11 protein-coding genes are annotated in these 16364 nt (G+C 49.0%); all 11 read right to left on the minus strand.

Annotated elements, in window-relative coordinates; all coding sequences use genetic code 11:
- Positions 1 to 39: 39 nt before the first annotated feature.
- Complete coding sequence (locus DU481_RS03095; protein ID WP_350132439.1) at positions 40 to 906, minus strand: hypothetical protein; 867 nt, start codon at positions 904 to 906, stop codon at positions 40 to 42.
- Between the two features lie 169 nt (positions 907 to 1075).
- On the minus strand, positions 1076 to 1690 hold the full coding sequence (locus DU481_RS03100; protein WP_256206101.1) for a YfiR family protein: 615 nt from the start codon (positions 1688 to 1690) through the stop codon (positions 1076 to 1078).
- A complete protein-coding gene (locus DU481_RS03105; protein WP_350132442.1) occupies positions 1665 to 3104 on the minus strand; it encodes a TonB-dependent receptor plug domain-containing protein in 1440 nt (479 codons plus the stop codon). Before DU481_RS03105 ends, DU481_RS03100 begins: the two co-directional genes overlap by 26 nt.
- Positions 3105 to 3170: 66 nt before the next feature.
- Positions 3171 to 3761 carry a TonB-dependent receptor plug domain-containing protein gene (locus tag DU481_RS03110; RefSeq protein ID WP_350132445.1) on the minus strand — a complete coding sequence of 197 codons (591 nt, stop codon included), beginning with the start codon at positions 3759 to 3761 and terminating at the stop codon, positions 3171 to 3173.
- 301 nt (positions 3762 to 4062) lie between these two features.
- On the minus strand, positions 4063 to 4596 hold the full coding sequence (locus DU481_RS03115; protein ID WP_350132448.1) for a YfiR family protein: 534 nt from the start codon (positions 4594 to 4596) through the stop codon (positions 4063 to 4065).
- A gap of 56 nt (positions 4597 to 4652) precedes the next feature.
- The gene (locus tag DU481_RS03120; protein WP_350132451.1) at positions 4653 to 6770 is read right to left on the minus strand and encodes a TOL_0244 family TonB-dependent receptor; all 2118 of its coding nucleotides are present in this window, start codon (positions 6768 to 6770) and stop codon (positions 4653 to 4655) included.
- Positions 6758 to 8821 carry a TonB-dependent receptor plug domain-containing protein gene (locus DU481_RS03125; protein WP_350132454.1) on the minus strand — a complete coding sequence of 688 codons (2064 nt, stop codon included), beginning with the start codon at positions 8819 to 8821 and terminating at the stop codon, positions 6758 to 6760. The genes DU481_RS03120 and DU481_RS03125 overlap by 13 nt, the downstream gene beginning before the upstream one ends.
- Positions 8822 to 8988: 167 nt before the next feature.
- Positions 8989 to 10932 carry a GGDEF domain-containing response regulator gene (locus tag DU481_RS03130; RefSeq protein ID WP_350132456.1) on the minus strand — a complete coding sequence of 648 codons (1944 nt, stop codon included), beginning with the start codon at positions 10930 to 10932 and terminating at the stop codon, positions 8989 to 8991.
- A complete protein-coding gene (locus DU481_RS03135; protein ID WP_350132459.1) occupies positions 10919 to 13039 on the minus strand; it encodes an EAL domain-containing protein in 2121 nt (706 codons plus the stop codon). The genes DU481_RS03130 and DU481_RS03135 overlap by 14 nt, the downstream gene beginning before the upstream one ends.
- Entirely contained in the window at positions 13036 to 15798 is a 2763-nt protein-coding gene (locus DU481_RS03140; RefSeq protein WP_350132462.1) for a response regulator, read from the minus strand. The genes DU481_RS03135 and DU481_RS03140 overlap by 4 nt, the downstream gene beginning before the upstream one ends.
- On the minus strand, positions 15798 to 16358 hold the full coding sequence (locus DU481_RS03145; RefSeq protein ID WP_350132465.1) for a YfiR family protein: 561 nt from the start codon (positions 16356 to 16358) through the stop codon (positions 15798 to 15800). Before DU481_RS03145 ends, DU481_RS03140 begins: the two co-directional genes overlap by 1 nt.
- Positions 16359 to 16364 lie beyond the last annotated feature (6 nt).

Genomic DNA, 16364 nt, shown 5'->3' on the forward strand with positions numbered 1-16364 from the left:
TCGCGCGGATGGTTTCGTGCCAGCCTTAATCCGTGCTTGTTATTGAATCTTGACGAAACTGTCGCTTTGTTTCACCCAAACTTCTCCTGTGAAAGCGTCGCTGATGGTAGTGGCGTCGGTAGCAAAGCAATCGCTGACCGTTTGACTGGTATAGGTTCCTTTTGTGTAATATTTCACCGGCGGAGAAACTACGATGCCTGTGATTGGCAGATCCGCCAGTGTTTCGCTGATGGGCGCTGTAATATCGAGACATAGATCGGAATTCACAACCAGATTGGCAGTAGCAGCCGGTGCATTCATCGTGCAGTGTTTAACATTGGCCGCGGCATCTACAATGGCTTGAAACGGATTGGGCAATCCCGGAATACTGGTCGACAAACCTTCGATGCGGGATTCGGTTATAGTATTGCTGCCGAGCAAGGAAACACCGCTCGCCGCTGTTTGCTGAGGCACTTGGCAGAGATTGGTTTTAGAGATATCCGGTGCGGTGACGCATTGACCGTTCGTTGTCACTGTCACGACAGTGCCGCTTTGACTATAAGATACGCCGGAAAGCGCATCAGTTGTATCACAACCTGCGATGCCGCTGCTGCCGCCGGAACTGTCGATCTGGGTGATCAGGTTAGCGAGTGTATCGACCACTGCCGGATTGTTTCCCCAAGGCCCGCCAAGCACATAAGCAGTATTGTCACTTTTATTGACACCCGCATAAACGCCAGTCTCCGGATAATAGCGGAATAGCCACGGTTCGATATTTTGCGTGACTTGAGGATTAGGGAAGAACTGCGGGAAGGTCTTTTCAGCCCAATTGAGCAATTTTTCCGTGTCGCTGGATAGGGTGGCGAAAGCAAGCTGAATGTGAGCGATCATAATAAATGTGCAAGCCGATAGAATGAGCCGTTTCATAGTTAAATCTCCGGTTAACTGGATGGTATGGATAAGTATCCGTGATGGACTTTCTTCTTGATCATCAATGGAAAGGATAAGAAATATTGTACATTTCAAGTATTCGATCTAAAGAAGGATTTGACCGGGAAAAAGCGAGCATTTCTGAGCATTGCAAGTCAGATAGTGCTTACTGGTGCACTTTGGTTGCCAGCTGAAGCAGTTTTGAACTGATATCCAATCCCGATTTGCGGACAATTCCTAAATTAATCTCGAATATGATTTTTTCATTGACCAGACTCATATTGATCATTATCCCGTGGGATATGGCATTGGGGCTGTCGGCCAAGGTCAGGATAGGTTGGTTGGGTAAATTGCTCAGTAAGCTCGACAGGCTGCCGCTCACCGATTTGGAGAAGATAATGACCTGGCAATCCGCCAATTTTTCCGGGACGGTGGTACGCACGACCTTGATAAGCCGCTTGTCGACCGGTTTGCTTTGCAATTTGTCGATTTCGCTGCCAAAGTAATCTTCCCCATATACACACAGATTGATCGTAGGGCCGGTGGTGCCGGGCCATTGCGTGAATGCGATAAAGTTGTAAATGAAAGCAGCCTTAACTTGGTATTCCAAAACGCCGCCCGCGTAGACTGGCGAGTGCGCGGCAGGCAAGCCATAACCGAGAAATAAAGCGAATAGGCAGGCCCGGATGCCGCGCGTCACGCGGCTATCCGGCAGTCGCAATAGCCAATGCAAAAAGTGCATGCTCACATTCTCGCTAGAAGCGCCACTGCACGCCAGCATAAACACCCCGTGGAATGAACACAGGAACAATGGGCGTGAACTCGGATACCGTCTCTCTATGGTTTTGACTGAATAGATTTTGTCCAACCACGAATAGCTCGATATTTTTTGCCGGCTTGTATGCCAGCTTGGCATCCATCGTGACGTAGCCGGGGATATGATAAAACCCGATATTACTGATATAGCGCAGCCAAAGATTGAATTGCAGCCGTTCGGAAAAGTCGTAGTTGGAACGAACCGACAATTGATGTTGCGGCGTTACTTTCTCTGCACCTCCACCGGTAGGATCGGATTTCGTCAGGAAATTTTTTGAGGAGAAGTCGATATGGAGAAAACTATAGCTGCTTTGCAAACGCCAGTTATCTTTGGGTTTCCAATCAACCGATGTCTCAAAACCATAGGTGAGCGCGGATCCCTGGTTGCTGATCGTGAAAGGGAAAATAAGCTGCCTCGGGGATCCGGTGCTCAGTGATAAAGCGCCCAGAGCTGAATCCCGCATTTGACTGTAGTCGTTGATAAAACCTGTCATGTCGATGGAAGCCTGGGGCGAAAACTGATGGCGGTATCCCAATTCATACGCGATCAATTTCTCGGAATTGAAGCCACTGCTACCGTTTAATAATGCGCTGATAGGAAACGGCAACAGGGGTGATCCGATAGAGCTTTGTAATTGTGGCGTGATATTGATGATGGCGTCATTTTCAGCGCGAGAAGGCGTCCTGACGGCGCGGGATACTGCCATCCAGATCGAATTCTCCGTATTGGGTGTCCACATCAGGCGCGCATTGGGTTGTATCTCCATACCGGTAAAATCGTTATGCTCAAACCGGCTGCCTACTGTAAACAACAAGCGATCCGGTATCAGCGTGATGTCATCGCGGATAAACGTGCCGATTAAATGATTCGTTTGTTCGCGTGGAGAAAGCGTGAGTAGATTGGTATCGGGAACTTTGTTGTGATATAGCCGGTAATTGGCGCCCCACGTCAGATTATGCTGCTCGAACAGAGGGAACCGGTATTGCATATCCACATCGAAGCTTTCGGCATCGAATTTCCCGATCGGCAATAATTGCGACCGGCTGCGGTCGTAGTAGGCTTGCAACATAAAAGCGGATTGCTCGGAGAACGTCCGGTCCCAGCGAAAACGGATATTGCCGCCTTCGTTATGTCCGCGCATGTCACCGGAGCGGTTGGTCGATAGATTGGAAGCGCTTTTATCCAGCGTGCTGCCATCAAAATTGGAAAAGAAATCGCTTTGCAAGGTAAATTGGTCGATGCCACGGTTATGGTCGATGCGGAATCCACCCCTGGCCGAATGCCATTGATCGTTGGCGCTTTCCCCGGAAAGCGCTTGAGTCTGGCCTCGGGTGAATCCTTTGGCATAGACACGGAAAGGTGTGTCTTCATTGATCATGCCGCCATAGCGGGCGCCTGCAAAACCGTTCTCGAAACTTCCGCCGCCGGCGGTAAAGAGCGCGCCCTAGGTATCGGCGGCTTTCTTGGTGATAATATTGATGACGCCGTTGACTGCGTTGGATCCCCACGATGTGGCGGCAGGCCCGCGGATCACTTCGATGCGTTCGATATCCTCCATCAGCGTGTCTTGCTGCTCCCATAATACGCCGGAGAAAATCGGTGAATAGACACTGCGGCCGTCCATTAGCACTTGCAGCTTGTTGGCATAAAGGCCATTAAAACCGCGTACGCTGATGGCCCATTTATCGGTACCAACGCGCTCGACTTGCACACCGGGCGCCATACGCAGCGCATCCGGAATACTCGTTGCGCCGGAGCGGCGGATGTCGTCCTGGGTGATGACAAAAACTGCGGATGCCACTTGGGTAAGCCGTTGCGGATTTCTCGAGACCGTGGTTACCTTGACGTTCATCAGTTCTTCAATGCTCAGGTTCAGAAACTGATTATTGATCGATTGGTTCTCCGCCATCGCCGGATTCGCAAGGTATCCAAGCAGAAACAAGCTTGCAAGCCGCAGCGTCAAGGTTTTACGATGCTGCTGCTTTGGTGGCCGGTGAATGCGATGCAATTGAGTAAATGGACAAAATATCTTCATAGGGATGTTTTCATCTACAACGGTCTCTTTGCACTGATGTGGGTACTACAAAGGTTTTCAGGGTTGAACTGAACAAGTTTCAACACACGTTAGATCGGATGTGGCAGCGCAACCGCTTGGAATGACTGCGACGGCTTCACAACTCGATCAATATTCGGGTGAAATTTTCGCATGCTATGGATCAGCGCAATGGCAGGAGTTGGCTGATAAAAAAGGATTATTTCTTACAAAAGGCAGGAATTTTTGTACAGGGATAATCGCAGTGACGTTTAGGAAGGACTCCGGCAATCGAATGCCGGGGCTATTGATACACTTTGACAGCAAGTTGTAGTAATTTTGAACTGATATCCAATCCGGACTTGCGTGCAATTTCCAGATTAATTTCAAATACAATTTTCTCATTGATCAGATTCATGCTGATGATCACGCCTTGCGCTATGGCATCAGGGCTGTCGGCTAAGGTGAGGATAGGCTGCGCCGGTAAGTTGCTTAATAAGTTTGATAGCGAACTGCCGACCGATTTGGAGAAAAATACCACTTGGCAACCCGCCAATTTTTCCGGATTGTTGATGCGCACTATTTTGATAGTGCGCTTATCCAATGGTTTGCTCTGTAATTTATCGATTTCACTGCCAAAATAATCTTCGCCGTAAACACAAAGATGGATGGTTTGTCCGGTAGTGTCCGGCCATTGCGTGAATGCGACAAAGTTATAGATAAAAGCCGCTTTGACTTGATATTCAGTGATGCCGCCCGCCTGGGCGATTGAGTGTGTAACCGGCAGACCGTAACCTAACCCCAGGGCCAAAATGAAGCCGTAGACACATCGTTTCACGATTGTGCCTGAGCGTCTGATGAGCTGGTTAAGTGTGGGCATATTCATTATTCTGATTAGAAGCGCCACTGTGCCCCGCCATAGATTCCTCGCGGAATGAAGGCCGGTGATGAAGGCAGGAAATCAGCCACGAACTCTCGATGATTCTGACTAAACAGATTTTGTCCGACAACGAACAACTCAAGGTTTTTGACCGGTTTATACGTTATTTTGGCATCCATCGTGACATAGCCGGGGATGTTGTAATACGAAATATCACTGATGTAGCGCAACCAGAGATTAGCCTCCAATTTATCCGAAAAATCGTAGTTTGAACGGAGCGACACTTGATGTTGAGGATTGACTTTGTCAGCCCCGCTGGTAATGGGATCAAACTTTCTAGTCAGGGAACTCGCGGAGATATCCATGTGCAGAAAACTGTAATTTCCTTGCAAGCGCCATTTGTCGGTTGGTTTCCAGTCGGCGGAAATCTCAAATCCGTAAGTTAATGCGGATGCTTTATTATTGCCCATGACCGGCAACAACAGTTGAATGGGCATTCCCGTACTCAGCGACAATGCGCCAAAACTGGCATCGCGCAGCTGGCTATAATCGTTAACAAATCCGGCAATATCGACGGACGCGCGCGGAGAGAATTGATGACGATAGCCTAATTCATAAGCGATGAGTTTTTCGGAATTAAAACCGTGTGAGCCCTGGATTACTGCCAATAGCGGGAAAGGTAATATCGACAATCCCGGAAAATCACGTATTTGCGCCGAATTGATACGAATGTCGTGTTCAGCGCGCGAAGGGGTGCGAACTGCGCGTGAAACCGCCATCCAGAGCGAGTTATCAGCATCGGGAGTCCACATGAGACGTGCATTGGGCTGTACCTCCAATCCGCTAAAATCATTGTGATCCAAACGCGTGCCGATTGAAAACCGCAAGTAATCCGGTATTAGCGAGATTTCGTCGCGAATAAAACCGCTGAAGAGCTGATTGGTGCGCGTGCGCGGATTAAAATTAATGATGTCGGTATCGAAGAACGTATTGTGATAAAGCCGGTAATTCGCACCCCAGGTTAAGTCATGCCGGTCGAGCCAGGAAAAACGGTGCTGAAAATCAAGATCAAAGCTTTCAGCATCATAATCAACAACCGGCAATATCTTCTGGCGGATACGGTCATAGTAGGTTTGAAACATGATGGAAGAGCGATCGGACATTGTCCGGTCCCAACGGAAACGGATATTTCCACCCTCTTCATAGCCACGGTAACCGTTGACCGGAATGGTTGGCAAATCGAGTACCGCTTTATTGATTCTATCGCCGTTGGAATTAAAGAAAACATCGCCTTGCAGGGTGAACTGATCAATCCCGCGGTTATGGTCTACGCGGAATCCTCCCCTGGACGAATGCCATTGGTCGCGATTGTTTTCTCCGGATAGCGATGCCGTATTGTCTCGCGTGAAGCCTTTAGCATAAACACGGAACGGTGTGTCTTCATTAATTTTCCCGCCATAACGCGCACCGGCGAAGGCGTGTTCAAAACTTCCACCGCCCGCGCTGAGAAGTGTTCCCTGGGTGTCGGCGGCTTTCTTGGTGATGATGTTAATCACGCCATTTACCGCATTCGCGCCCCATACCGCAGCGGCAGGCCCGCGAATCACTTCGATACGTTCGATATCTTCCATCAACGTATCCTGATGCTCCCACAATGTGCCTGAAAATAAAGGGGAGTAGACGCTGCGCCCATCCATTAGGACTTGCAGTTTATTGGCGAAGCGGCCGTTAAAACCGCGCACACTGACAGCCCATTTATTCGTATCGATACGCTCTACTTGTACGCCAGGCGCCATTCTTAAGGCATCCGGAATGCTGGTGGCGCCGGAGCGGCGAATATCATCCTGAGTAATCACAAAGACAGCGGATGCCACTTCCGTCAGTTTTTGCGGACGCCGTGATACCGTGGTGACTTTGACGTTTATCAACTCTTCGATGCTTAAATTCAGAAATTGATCTTCGGCAAGCTTACCGCTTGCCGGTGCAAGTTCTACAAAACACCCCAGGAAGCAGAGAACAGTGAGCTGCAACAGCTGTTTACGCATTAGAGTCAGCTCCCAGACCGCAGGTTCGGTTTGCATTCCAGCGAGCTGATGGATTGTTTGTCCGGTATTCATCGCTAAAACCGCCATTCCGCTCCGGCATAAACGCCGCGCGGTATGGTAACCGGCAGCGAAGGAATAAAATCTCCGACGAATTCCCGGTGATTCTGGCTGAACAAGTTTTGCCCGACAACAAATAGCTCGACATTCTTGAGTGGGCGATGCGCCAGTTTGGCGTCCATGTTGACGTAGCCGGGAATCCGGTAAAAATCCACGCTGCTGACATAACGCAGCCAAAGATTGAACTGCAATTTTTCCGATAAATCGTAATTCGAGCGGATGGATACCTGATGTTGCGGACTGACTTTGTCGGCGCTGCCGGTTGTTGGGTCGATTCGTCTTAGTGGCGAATCGGAGTGAATATGCATATTCAGGTAACTGTAGCTGCTTTGCAGACGCCATTTGTCATGCGGTTTCCATTCAATCGATGTTTCCACCCCATGTGTATGCCCCGAAGCTTTGTTGGTCAGTCCGACCGGTAGTATCAAATGAGGCGGGAAGCTTGCGTGAAACAGCGGCAATCCAATAGATAGGTCGCGTAACTGGCTATAATCATTGTAGAAAGCGGAAATATCGATGGAAGCCTGAGGTGAAAACTGATGCCGGTAACCTATTTCGTAGGCGATTAGCTTTTCCGCATTGAAGTTTGAAGCACCATTGAGTTGTGCCAAAACCGGAAACGGGAGCAGCGCTGATAAGCCGGGAATTGCACCGAGTGTCCGGGTGTTGAGCTGAATATCGTTTTCCGCTCGGGAAGGTGTCCGTACTGCGCGAGAAACGGCCATCCAGATCGAGTTTTGGTTATCCGGTGTCCACATTAAACGTGCATTAGGCTGGATTTCCATGCCGGTGAAATCGTTGTGATCAAAGCGTGAGCCCAGATTGAGCCGTAAGCGTTCGGGCAATAGCGTGATTTCATCGCGAATGTAAGCACTGGCAAGATGATTGGTTTGCTCACGCGGACTGAAGGAAATCAACTCGGTGTCGGATACTTTGTTGTGATAAAGACGGTAGTTCGCCCCCCACGTTACATCGTGTTTGTCAAAAAGCGGGAAACGATGTTGCAAATCAATGTCGAAACTTTCGGCGCTAAAAATCGAGCTGGTTAACAAGCGGTAATCGACACGATCGTAATATGTTTGCAGCATGATGGCCGATTTTTCCGAGAACTTCCGGTCCCAGCGCAGGCGGATATTGCCGCCTTCATTATGTCCTCTGGCCGTTTCTGCCTGGATGATTGGCGCGCTCAATTGCGATTTATCCAGCCGGTCGCCAAAGGCGTTGTAAAAAATATCACCTTGCACGGTAAACAGATCGATGCCGCGCGCATGATCCAGCCGGAAGCCTCCTCTGGCTTGATGCCAAGCATCGTTGGCATTCTCTCCGGTGACTGTTTTCATGTGGTCGCGGGTGAATCCCTTGACATAAAAACGGTAGTGCGTGTCGTCGTTGATTTTTCCGCCGTAGCGTGCGCCCGCAAAGCCGCGCTCAAAGCTGCCGCCGCCACCGGAGAATAATGCTCCCTGCGTATCGGCAGCTTTTTTGGTGATGATATTGATCACTCCGTTGACAGCGTTGGCACCCCAGACTGCCGCGTTAGGGCCGCGGATGACTTCGATGCGTTCGATGTCTTCCATCAGCGTATCTTGCTGTTCCCATTGCACCCCGGCGAACAGCGGATTGTAGACACTGCGGCCATCCATCATGACTTGCAGCTTGTCGGCAAATCGTCCATTGAAGCCGCGTATGCTAATGGCCCATTTGTCCGTGCCGATGCGTGCGACTTCGACTCCGGGTGCCATGCGTAAGGCTTCCGGGATACTGGTTGCGCCCGAGCGGCGGATGTCGTCTTGAGTGATGACGAAAATGGCGGATGGGACTTCGGATAGTTTCTGCGAATGCCGCGATGCAGAAGTCACTTCGACTTTCATCAATTCTTCGATGCTCAGATCGAGAAAAGGATTGCTTGCCGGTTGCTTTTCGGTGATTGATTTGCTTTCGGCCGATGCGGTGTTGGCCAGCCAGCAGAGGGCAAGGACGATGAATAGCTTTGGATGGAATAGTTTTGCCGGATTAAGCATCGAAACCAAAAGTCATTAATTTCCGGTGAGTGCGATCGTACGGCATTTGTCTTTGTTAAAAACGATATCTGTCAGAAGTTGCCATGATACTGTGTCAGAGAATTCTTCAAAACCTTAATTACAGCAAGTTCAGGTTTGTTTTTCCAAAAAAGAAGAGTTTTTGCGGACTAAGTTTTGATCGGAGGTTTTGCGATGACCGACGGTGCTGCCAGGAGTCTGTTTTTAAATGTCAGAAAAACCCGATTTCTTCCTGCGTTTTTGGCGGCATAGAGCGCTTTATCGGCTGCATTGACCAAATGGTCTTCGCTTTTCATGCCGGATTCTTTTAACGCAACACCAATACTGATCGTGACTTGGATATGAATTTCACCGATATTGATTTGTTGCTGACTGATTTGCTGGCGCAGTCTTTCGGCGAACTGAATAACCGATTTGGCATCCGAATTTCCGAGCTGGCATACGACCAAAAACTCTTCACCGCCCATGCGGCAAAAAGTATCGCCTTTACGGGCGGTTTTGCGGATGATCGTGGATATTTCTTTCAATACTTTATCACCCACCGCATGGCCGTAGTTGTCGTTGATTGCTTTGAAATAATCAATGTCGAGGAGCATCACAGCCATCAATTGCCCAGACCGGTTGGCGACACTCCAGGTTTCCGCCAGCGCTTCCATGCCGGAGCGCCGGTTCGGTAACTCCGTGAGCATGTCGGTTAAGGCAAAGTACTCCAGTTTGCGGTTGGTAACCGCCAGTTCAGCGGCAAAACGCTTGAGTTGTTCGCGGTCCCGCTCCCAGGATTCCTGCAGTTGCCGGTAGTGCCAGGCTGCCCGCAACCGGGCCCGGAAAGCGCGGATGTTAATAGGCTTGGTAACGTAATCATCCACACCGGCGTCGAATGCCTTAATGACTTCTTCTTCATCTTCGATGCTGGTCAGCATGATGACGTATAAATTTTGCCCCCACTCGGTCGCGCGTAGGGATCGAGTCAGTTCCAGTCCGTTCATGACTGGCATCATCCAATCGGTGATAACGATATGCGGTAAGACTTCCATTGCTAGCGCTAACGCTTGTTGACCGTCACCGCTGGTGAACACGGTGTGGCCGAGTACATTGGCGAGCAATTCTTTAGTGAGAATAAGACTGGTGGGATCATCTTCGACTAATAGGATACGCAATGCAGCGGCATTAGTTGCGTTTTCCGGGCGTGGCGCCGAAGCGTTCATCATCTTGTGGAATGGCAGAGGAAAGTCCATGACTGGAATCTTTAATATCGTTCCCCAAGCGTGCCATTCTTGAACGATCTGGTCGATAAAAGCACCGAATGTTTCGGTGTCCAGGCCAATTTTTCCGCCCAGCAGTATCAGTGCGGAGATATGCTGGTTCCGTGTGGATTCTCCGGTTACAGCGAAATCCGCGATTTGTTTTGCCAAATACAGCAGATGCACAATCTGGTACGGGCGGGAGCCTTCGGAAAAACCTGATTCGTCCGGGGTTTCATGATAGTAAATGGATTCGACAAAAATCGTGGGAAAGCCGAAATTGATCAACATGGCTGCCGTCAATTCGTTATGGTCGGTTTGCAGATACTGTTGTTCCAATTGACTCAATGTAATGTCAGGCGATTGTTGCAGCAGTATTTCAGAATACTTGTCCGGGTAGATTGAAGCCAATGCCAAGCAACCGATACGCATCATCAGACCGCAGGCAAATAATTCATCAGGTGCTGTCACTCGGGTTACTTTGCCCAATTCTTGCATGGCGATCGCCATCAACAACGAGTGCGACCAGAATTCCTGGTAGTCAAACCCTTGGCTGGAGCCTTTCTGATATTGGTCGATCAAGGAGAAACCCATGGCCAGTTGCTTGACTGCGGTCAAACCGACACGCGACACTGCATCCGAGATCGATGAAACCGCACGTGTGGTTTGTTTGGTGGCATTGGCGCGTTGAATCAGACGGCCTGAGAGTGCCGGATCGGTCTGGATCAGTTTGGTAATTTCACTGATGGTGACATCCTCTTGCCGGCAGGCTTCCAGCAGGGCGAGCGCTACGCCTTTGGGACTGGGCAGTGAAGAGCTGATATTTAATTGATTAATGTCAGCTACTTTCATGATTGACTCCATTCGGTCTGAGTGGCTCAATGTGCCACTGCTTATCGGTAAGCGCGAGCATTTCTTGCATCGTGATCGGCTTGCTGAAATAGTAGCCTTGCAAAGTTTCACAGCCGAAATATTTCAAGACCTGCGCCTGATTCAGTGACTCGATACCTTCGGCGGTAACGGAAAAGCCAAGATTTTTCGATAACGAAATAATCGCCCGGACAATCGCGAGATTTTCTTTTTTATCTAGCAAGCCGCGCACAAAGCTCTGTTCCACTTTGATGTTATTAATGGGTAAGCGCTTTAAATAATTCATCGACGAATAACCGGTACCGAAATCATCCAAGGCGATTTGGATATGATGTTCACGCAACGCAAGCAGTGTCGCCAAGGTATTCTCGCTATGCTCCATCAAGGCGCCCTCGGTAATTTCCAATACCAGCTTATCTGGCGGAAAACCGGTTTCCGCCAGGATATCGAGCACATTTTTAACGAAATCGGGATTCTTGATTTGCAGCGGCGATAGGTTGACTGCAACCTGTAACGGCCGTCCGCGTTGATACCATTGCGCGGCTTCGGTGCAGGCGGTTCGTAGCACCCAGTCACCGATCGGAATGATCAAGCCGTTTTCTTCCGCCAGCGGAATAAAGTCAAGCGGCGAAATAAGCCCTTGTTTAGGATGTTGCCAGCGGATCAGCGCTTCCACCGACTGGAAGTTTTCTTCCGTTACATCCAGTTGCGGCTGGTAGACAAGATAAAATTCATTCTGTTGTAATGCATTGCGTAAATCATTTTCCAGATGCATGCGTTTCTCGGCTTGAAAGGTCAAGTCGACGTTGTAGAACTGACAATTATCCCTGCCCTCATTCTTGGCGTGATACATCGCTGTATCCGCATGCTTGAGTAAAGTTTCCGCGTCTGCGCCATCGTCCGGATACAAAGCAATTCCGATGCTGGCGGTTAACACGACATCGCGGCTCTCAAGCTGAAAAGGGCGGCGCATGGCTTCGCGGATGCGGTGCGCCAAAATCAGTGCATCTTCGGTGCGCGGAAGATTGGGAATGACAACCGTAAATTCATCACCCCCGAGGCGGGCGAGTTTAACTTCCGGCTGTTCGGCATTATTGCGGGAAACAAAGTCGGAAGGGCGCGTGCTGCTTTGTAACCGTTCGGCCGCCCACTGTAGAATGGTGTCGCCGGTATTGTGCCCCATGGTGTCATTGATACTTTTGAATCCATCCAAATCGAGAAACAGTACCGCTAATTTGTTACCCGTAAATTGGGCGCGTTTGATTTCTCCTTCCAAGCGCTCCATGAACGATTGACGATTGGGCAATCCGGTCAGATTATCGAAATAAGCGAGATGAAATATTTTGTTTTCGGAGTCTTTGCGTTCCGTGATATCGCGCACCAGGCACAGTGTTTCCTTAGGATCTATAATCACGATACGGTTTTCATAGTATCTGGTTTTGCCGTTGGCCAGTTTGAGCGGGTACTCGAAAAGCTCCACCGTGCCGTGGCTGCGTGCACGATTAACCGCATCCAGATAAAGGCTGACAATTTGTTCCGGTAGGCTTTGGCCTAACGTGTTTTCCGCACCGGAAGTCAACCAAGGTGTGTTATCCGGGTGGCTGCAGATGTCGATGATCTTGCCTTTATCGTTCAAGATGAACATGGTATCGGGGATGGCGCTGAAAATTGCTGTACTGCGTGCATTGGCAACTTTGAGCGCGAGCATGTTTAGATAACCGCGCCGCAAATACAAAATGCGATAGGCGATTAGATTCCAGTTGATGGGTTTGGCGATAAAATCGGTCGCGCCGGCTTCAAAGGAACGGTTGATTGATTGCATATCATCCATTCCGGTGACCATCATGATGGGTAATTCGTCGCCTGCTTTCTTCCGTAAATACGAACAAACTGCATAACCGTCCATACCCGGCATTTCAACATCCAGCATGACCATATCCGCAGGCCCTGCTTCAAACAAGCGAACCGCTTCCACGCCGTCGCATGCCACGGTGACATTGAAGCCTGCTTTTTCTAAAGCGGCCTGCATCAGTAATCTGACCGTTGCATCATCATCGGCCAGTAGGATTCTGAAAGATTCTGTTGTCACGATGGATTGAGTATTTTTTTAATCTCGGTAATTACGCTTTGGTATTGTTGCTGCATGTGTTGCTGTAGCGTTTGCGCATGAGCGAGTTCTCCTGACCGGCCATCCGCTTCCAGTTGCTTGAAGATGGCGGATAAGTCTTCGGCGCCAATATTGCCCGAACTGGATTTTAACGCATGGGCCGTTTGGCGCAGACTATCAGCATCACAATTCAAGAGAGCTTGTTCAAGCTGGCGGATATTGCTTTCAGCGGATTCGAGAAAAGCTTGCAGAATTTTGTTCAGTAAGCTATCTCCACCCGATGAATCAAGTTCCCGGATTTGATTCAGCCGTGTTGGATTGAGTACAGGCATAATGTTAGCATCATGTTTCATATCAATAGCTTCTAATTTTACAGCATTCAATGGGTTACTTTTTTCTTTAGATAACCAATCCGTGATTTTTTGCTGCAATTGATCGATTGAGTAGGGTTTGGAAAGAAAGTCGTTCATTCCGGCATTTAAGCAATGGGTGCGATCATCTTCGGTTGCATTTGCCGTCAGTGCAATGATGGGGATATTGCCGTATTGCTTGCGAATTTCCGAGGTTGCTTCAAAGCCATCCATCACCGGCATTTGACAATCCATGAGGATGATATCGTACGGATTGTTGTAAACCAGTTCTACCGCTTGCTTTCCATCGCTCGCAATGGTTGTCTCCATGCCAAGTCTGTTCAACATCGCTTTAGCCACTTCTTGATTGACCGGATTGTCTTCAGCGACCAGGATCCTGCCCTTTATTCCGGTTGTAAGCTGAACCGGTGGAGCTTGCTCAATAACAGCCTCTGTGGCCGATTTGGCGAGATCGCGGCTCATTACGTCGCGGATAATTTCAAATAACTCCTTCTGGCGGATTGGCTTATTGACGCAACGCAGAATTCCGATGCTTTGTCTTTCCAGCTGGCTTGCATCACTATGAGTTGAAGTGAGCATCATCATGCGCGTTTTACGCATGACGGGGTGCGCATAAATTTTATCGGCCAATTGCAAGCCGTTCATTTTGGGCATGTGCATGTCCAAAATGGCTAAATGAAAGGGCTCGTTGTTTTCCAGCGCCTTGTTCATGAACATGAGCGCTTGCTCGGCCCCATTGGCGCACACAACGTTAATTTGCCAGTTCTGCAACTGTATTTTAAGAATCTCCCGGTTAGTTTGATTGTCATCGACAACCAATGCTCTGATGCCAATTAAATCGGCCATATTGGAGGAATGGTTGTATTCCAGCTGCGATTTTTCCAGCGGCACATGTATCCAGAATTTGGAACCTTGCCCCGGCAAGCTTTCGACATGGATGCTCCCGTCCATCAGTTCCAATAATCGTTTACAGATCGTTAATCCGAGTCCGGTTCCGCCATATTGGCGCGTTGTAGAACCATCGGCTTGAGAGAAATGCTGGAAAATTTTGTCATGATACTCTGCAGGAATGCCTATTCCGGTATCTTCCACGCATATGCTGATATTTGATCGTGTCCCCGATTCATTGGTCAGCGTGGTGCGGATAACTACTTCGCCCTCTGAAGTGAATTTGATGGCATTATTAAGCAGATTGGCGATGATCTGACGTAACCGGAATGAGTCTCCGCGCACCATGAAGGCGATATTGGGCGGGGTAAACTGTGCCGCCAGCTCCAGGCCTTTTTTATCTGCGGGCTGCGCGAACATAGCCAATGTGTCTTCAATCATCTTGACCAAATCAAAATCGATGATTTCCAATTCCATGTGATCCGACTCGATTTTGGAGAAATCAAGAATGTCGTTAATGATGCCCAAAAGATGTTGCCCTGAGCTTTGGACGGTATCTGCAAAACGGCGCTGATCCTTGTCCAAGTGTGTATCCAGTAACAGCTCAGTCATACCCAGAATGCCGTTCATCGGCGTACGGATTTCGTGGCTCATCGTGGCCAGAAATTCACTTTTGGCTTTACTCGCGGCTTCAGCGGATTCTTTCGCCAGTACCAGTTCGGCGGTTCTTTTCGTGACTTCGTCTTCGAGGTGATCGAGATGGTTTGCCAGCTTGGCATCGCGTTCTTGGATCATCTCCAGCATGTTATTGAATCCCTTAGATAGCGTATTCAATTCGGTAATCGCACCCGGTTTCAGCCGTGTGGTGTAATCCGCCTTGGTGGTGACATGCACCATCACGGAAGAAAGCTCGTTGAGCGGGTCGAGCACGGAACGGTTAAATCGCTGTAGCATCAGGTTGGCGACGAATAAAGCGATGATCGCTGCGGCGAGGGTAATGACAACATACCAAAGAATCTGCCAATACAGCGGAGCCAGGGTAATTTCCAGATAAAGACCGCCTAAAAGCTGGTCATTGAAGTAAATGGGCTGGGTGATGGTTAATGAATGAATATCCGACGTATAGTTTTCGGTCAATGCCGGCAAGGATTCCGGGAGCGATTTGTTCTCAACCGAGTACTGCACAAATTGTTTTTTTTCTTCATTATAGATAACCGCAGCCTTTACTTCCGGGGTGTTGTTGAGGGAGTGTAACAGCGTTTCGGCAGTCGTCTTATCCTGGAACATCAAGGTGGCTACTGCATTTTCCGCCAGTAATTTCGCTGTCGACTGACTGGTCTGTAATAACGAGAAAAAGCTGATGAAGAAGCTGCTCAAAATTACCAATGTTGCAACCAGCAGCATGGCGGTGCCTTGTGTGGCAAAACTGATTTGCTGCAATTTGGCGCGTAATGTTACGGTGGCCGATGATGAACTCTTCATTATTGATATACCTCACTGGCGAAACGTAGTAATTGAGAGCTGAGTTTTAAGCCATTTCTTTTCGCGCGTGCGATATTGGCTTCAAATGTTACTTTACCCTCTTTGATAGACATGTTGATCACAACACCTTGCAGGCTGGCATTTGGGCTGTCACTGATGGTTAATATCGGCTTCTCGTTCAATTGATTGAGGATGGTGCCCAGATCGTGAATAACCGACCGGGAAATAAAAACAATCTGACACGCGGAGAGATCTTCGATAGTGTTCTTGTGTTGAATCACGATCACTTGCTCGCTGGTTTTTTTGCCGCGTAAATGTTGTAGATGTTCACCAAATGGATCATCCCCATAAATGCAAAAATTCAAATTGAGGCTTTGCTGCTCCGGCCATTCAGTATAAGCGATGAAATTATAAAGGAAAGCTACTTTTAAACGGTATTCTGACGGTTGCTCGGCGCGTGTCACGGGCGAGTGCACTGATAACGCAATGCAGCCGATCATAGCCATAATCTTGACTATGCGTTGTGCTTGCTGGCGGAGCATCTTAAGCGGAAATGTCATATCGGC

This window comes from Nitrosomonas sp., from assembly GCF_040240425.1.
GTDB lineage: Bacteria > Pseudomonadota > Gammaproteobacteria > Burkholderiales > Nitrosomonadaceae > Nitrosomonas.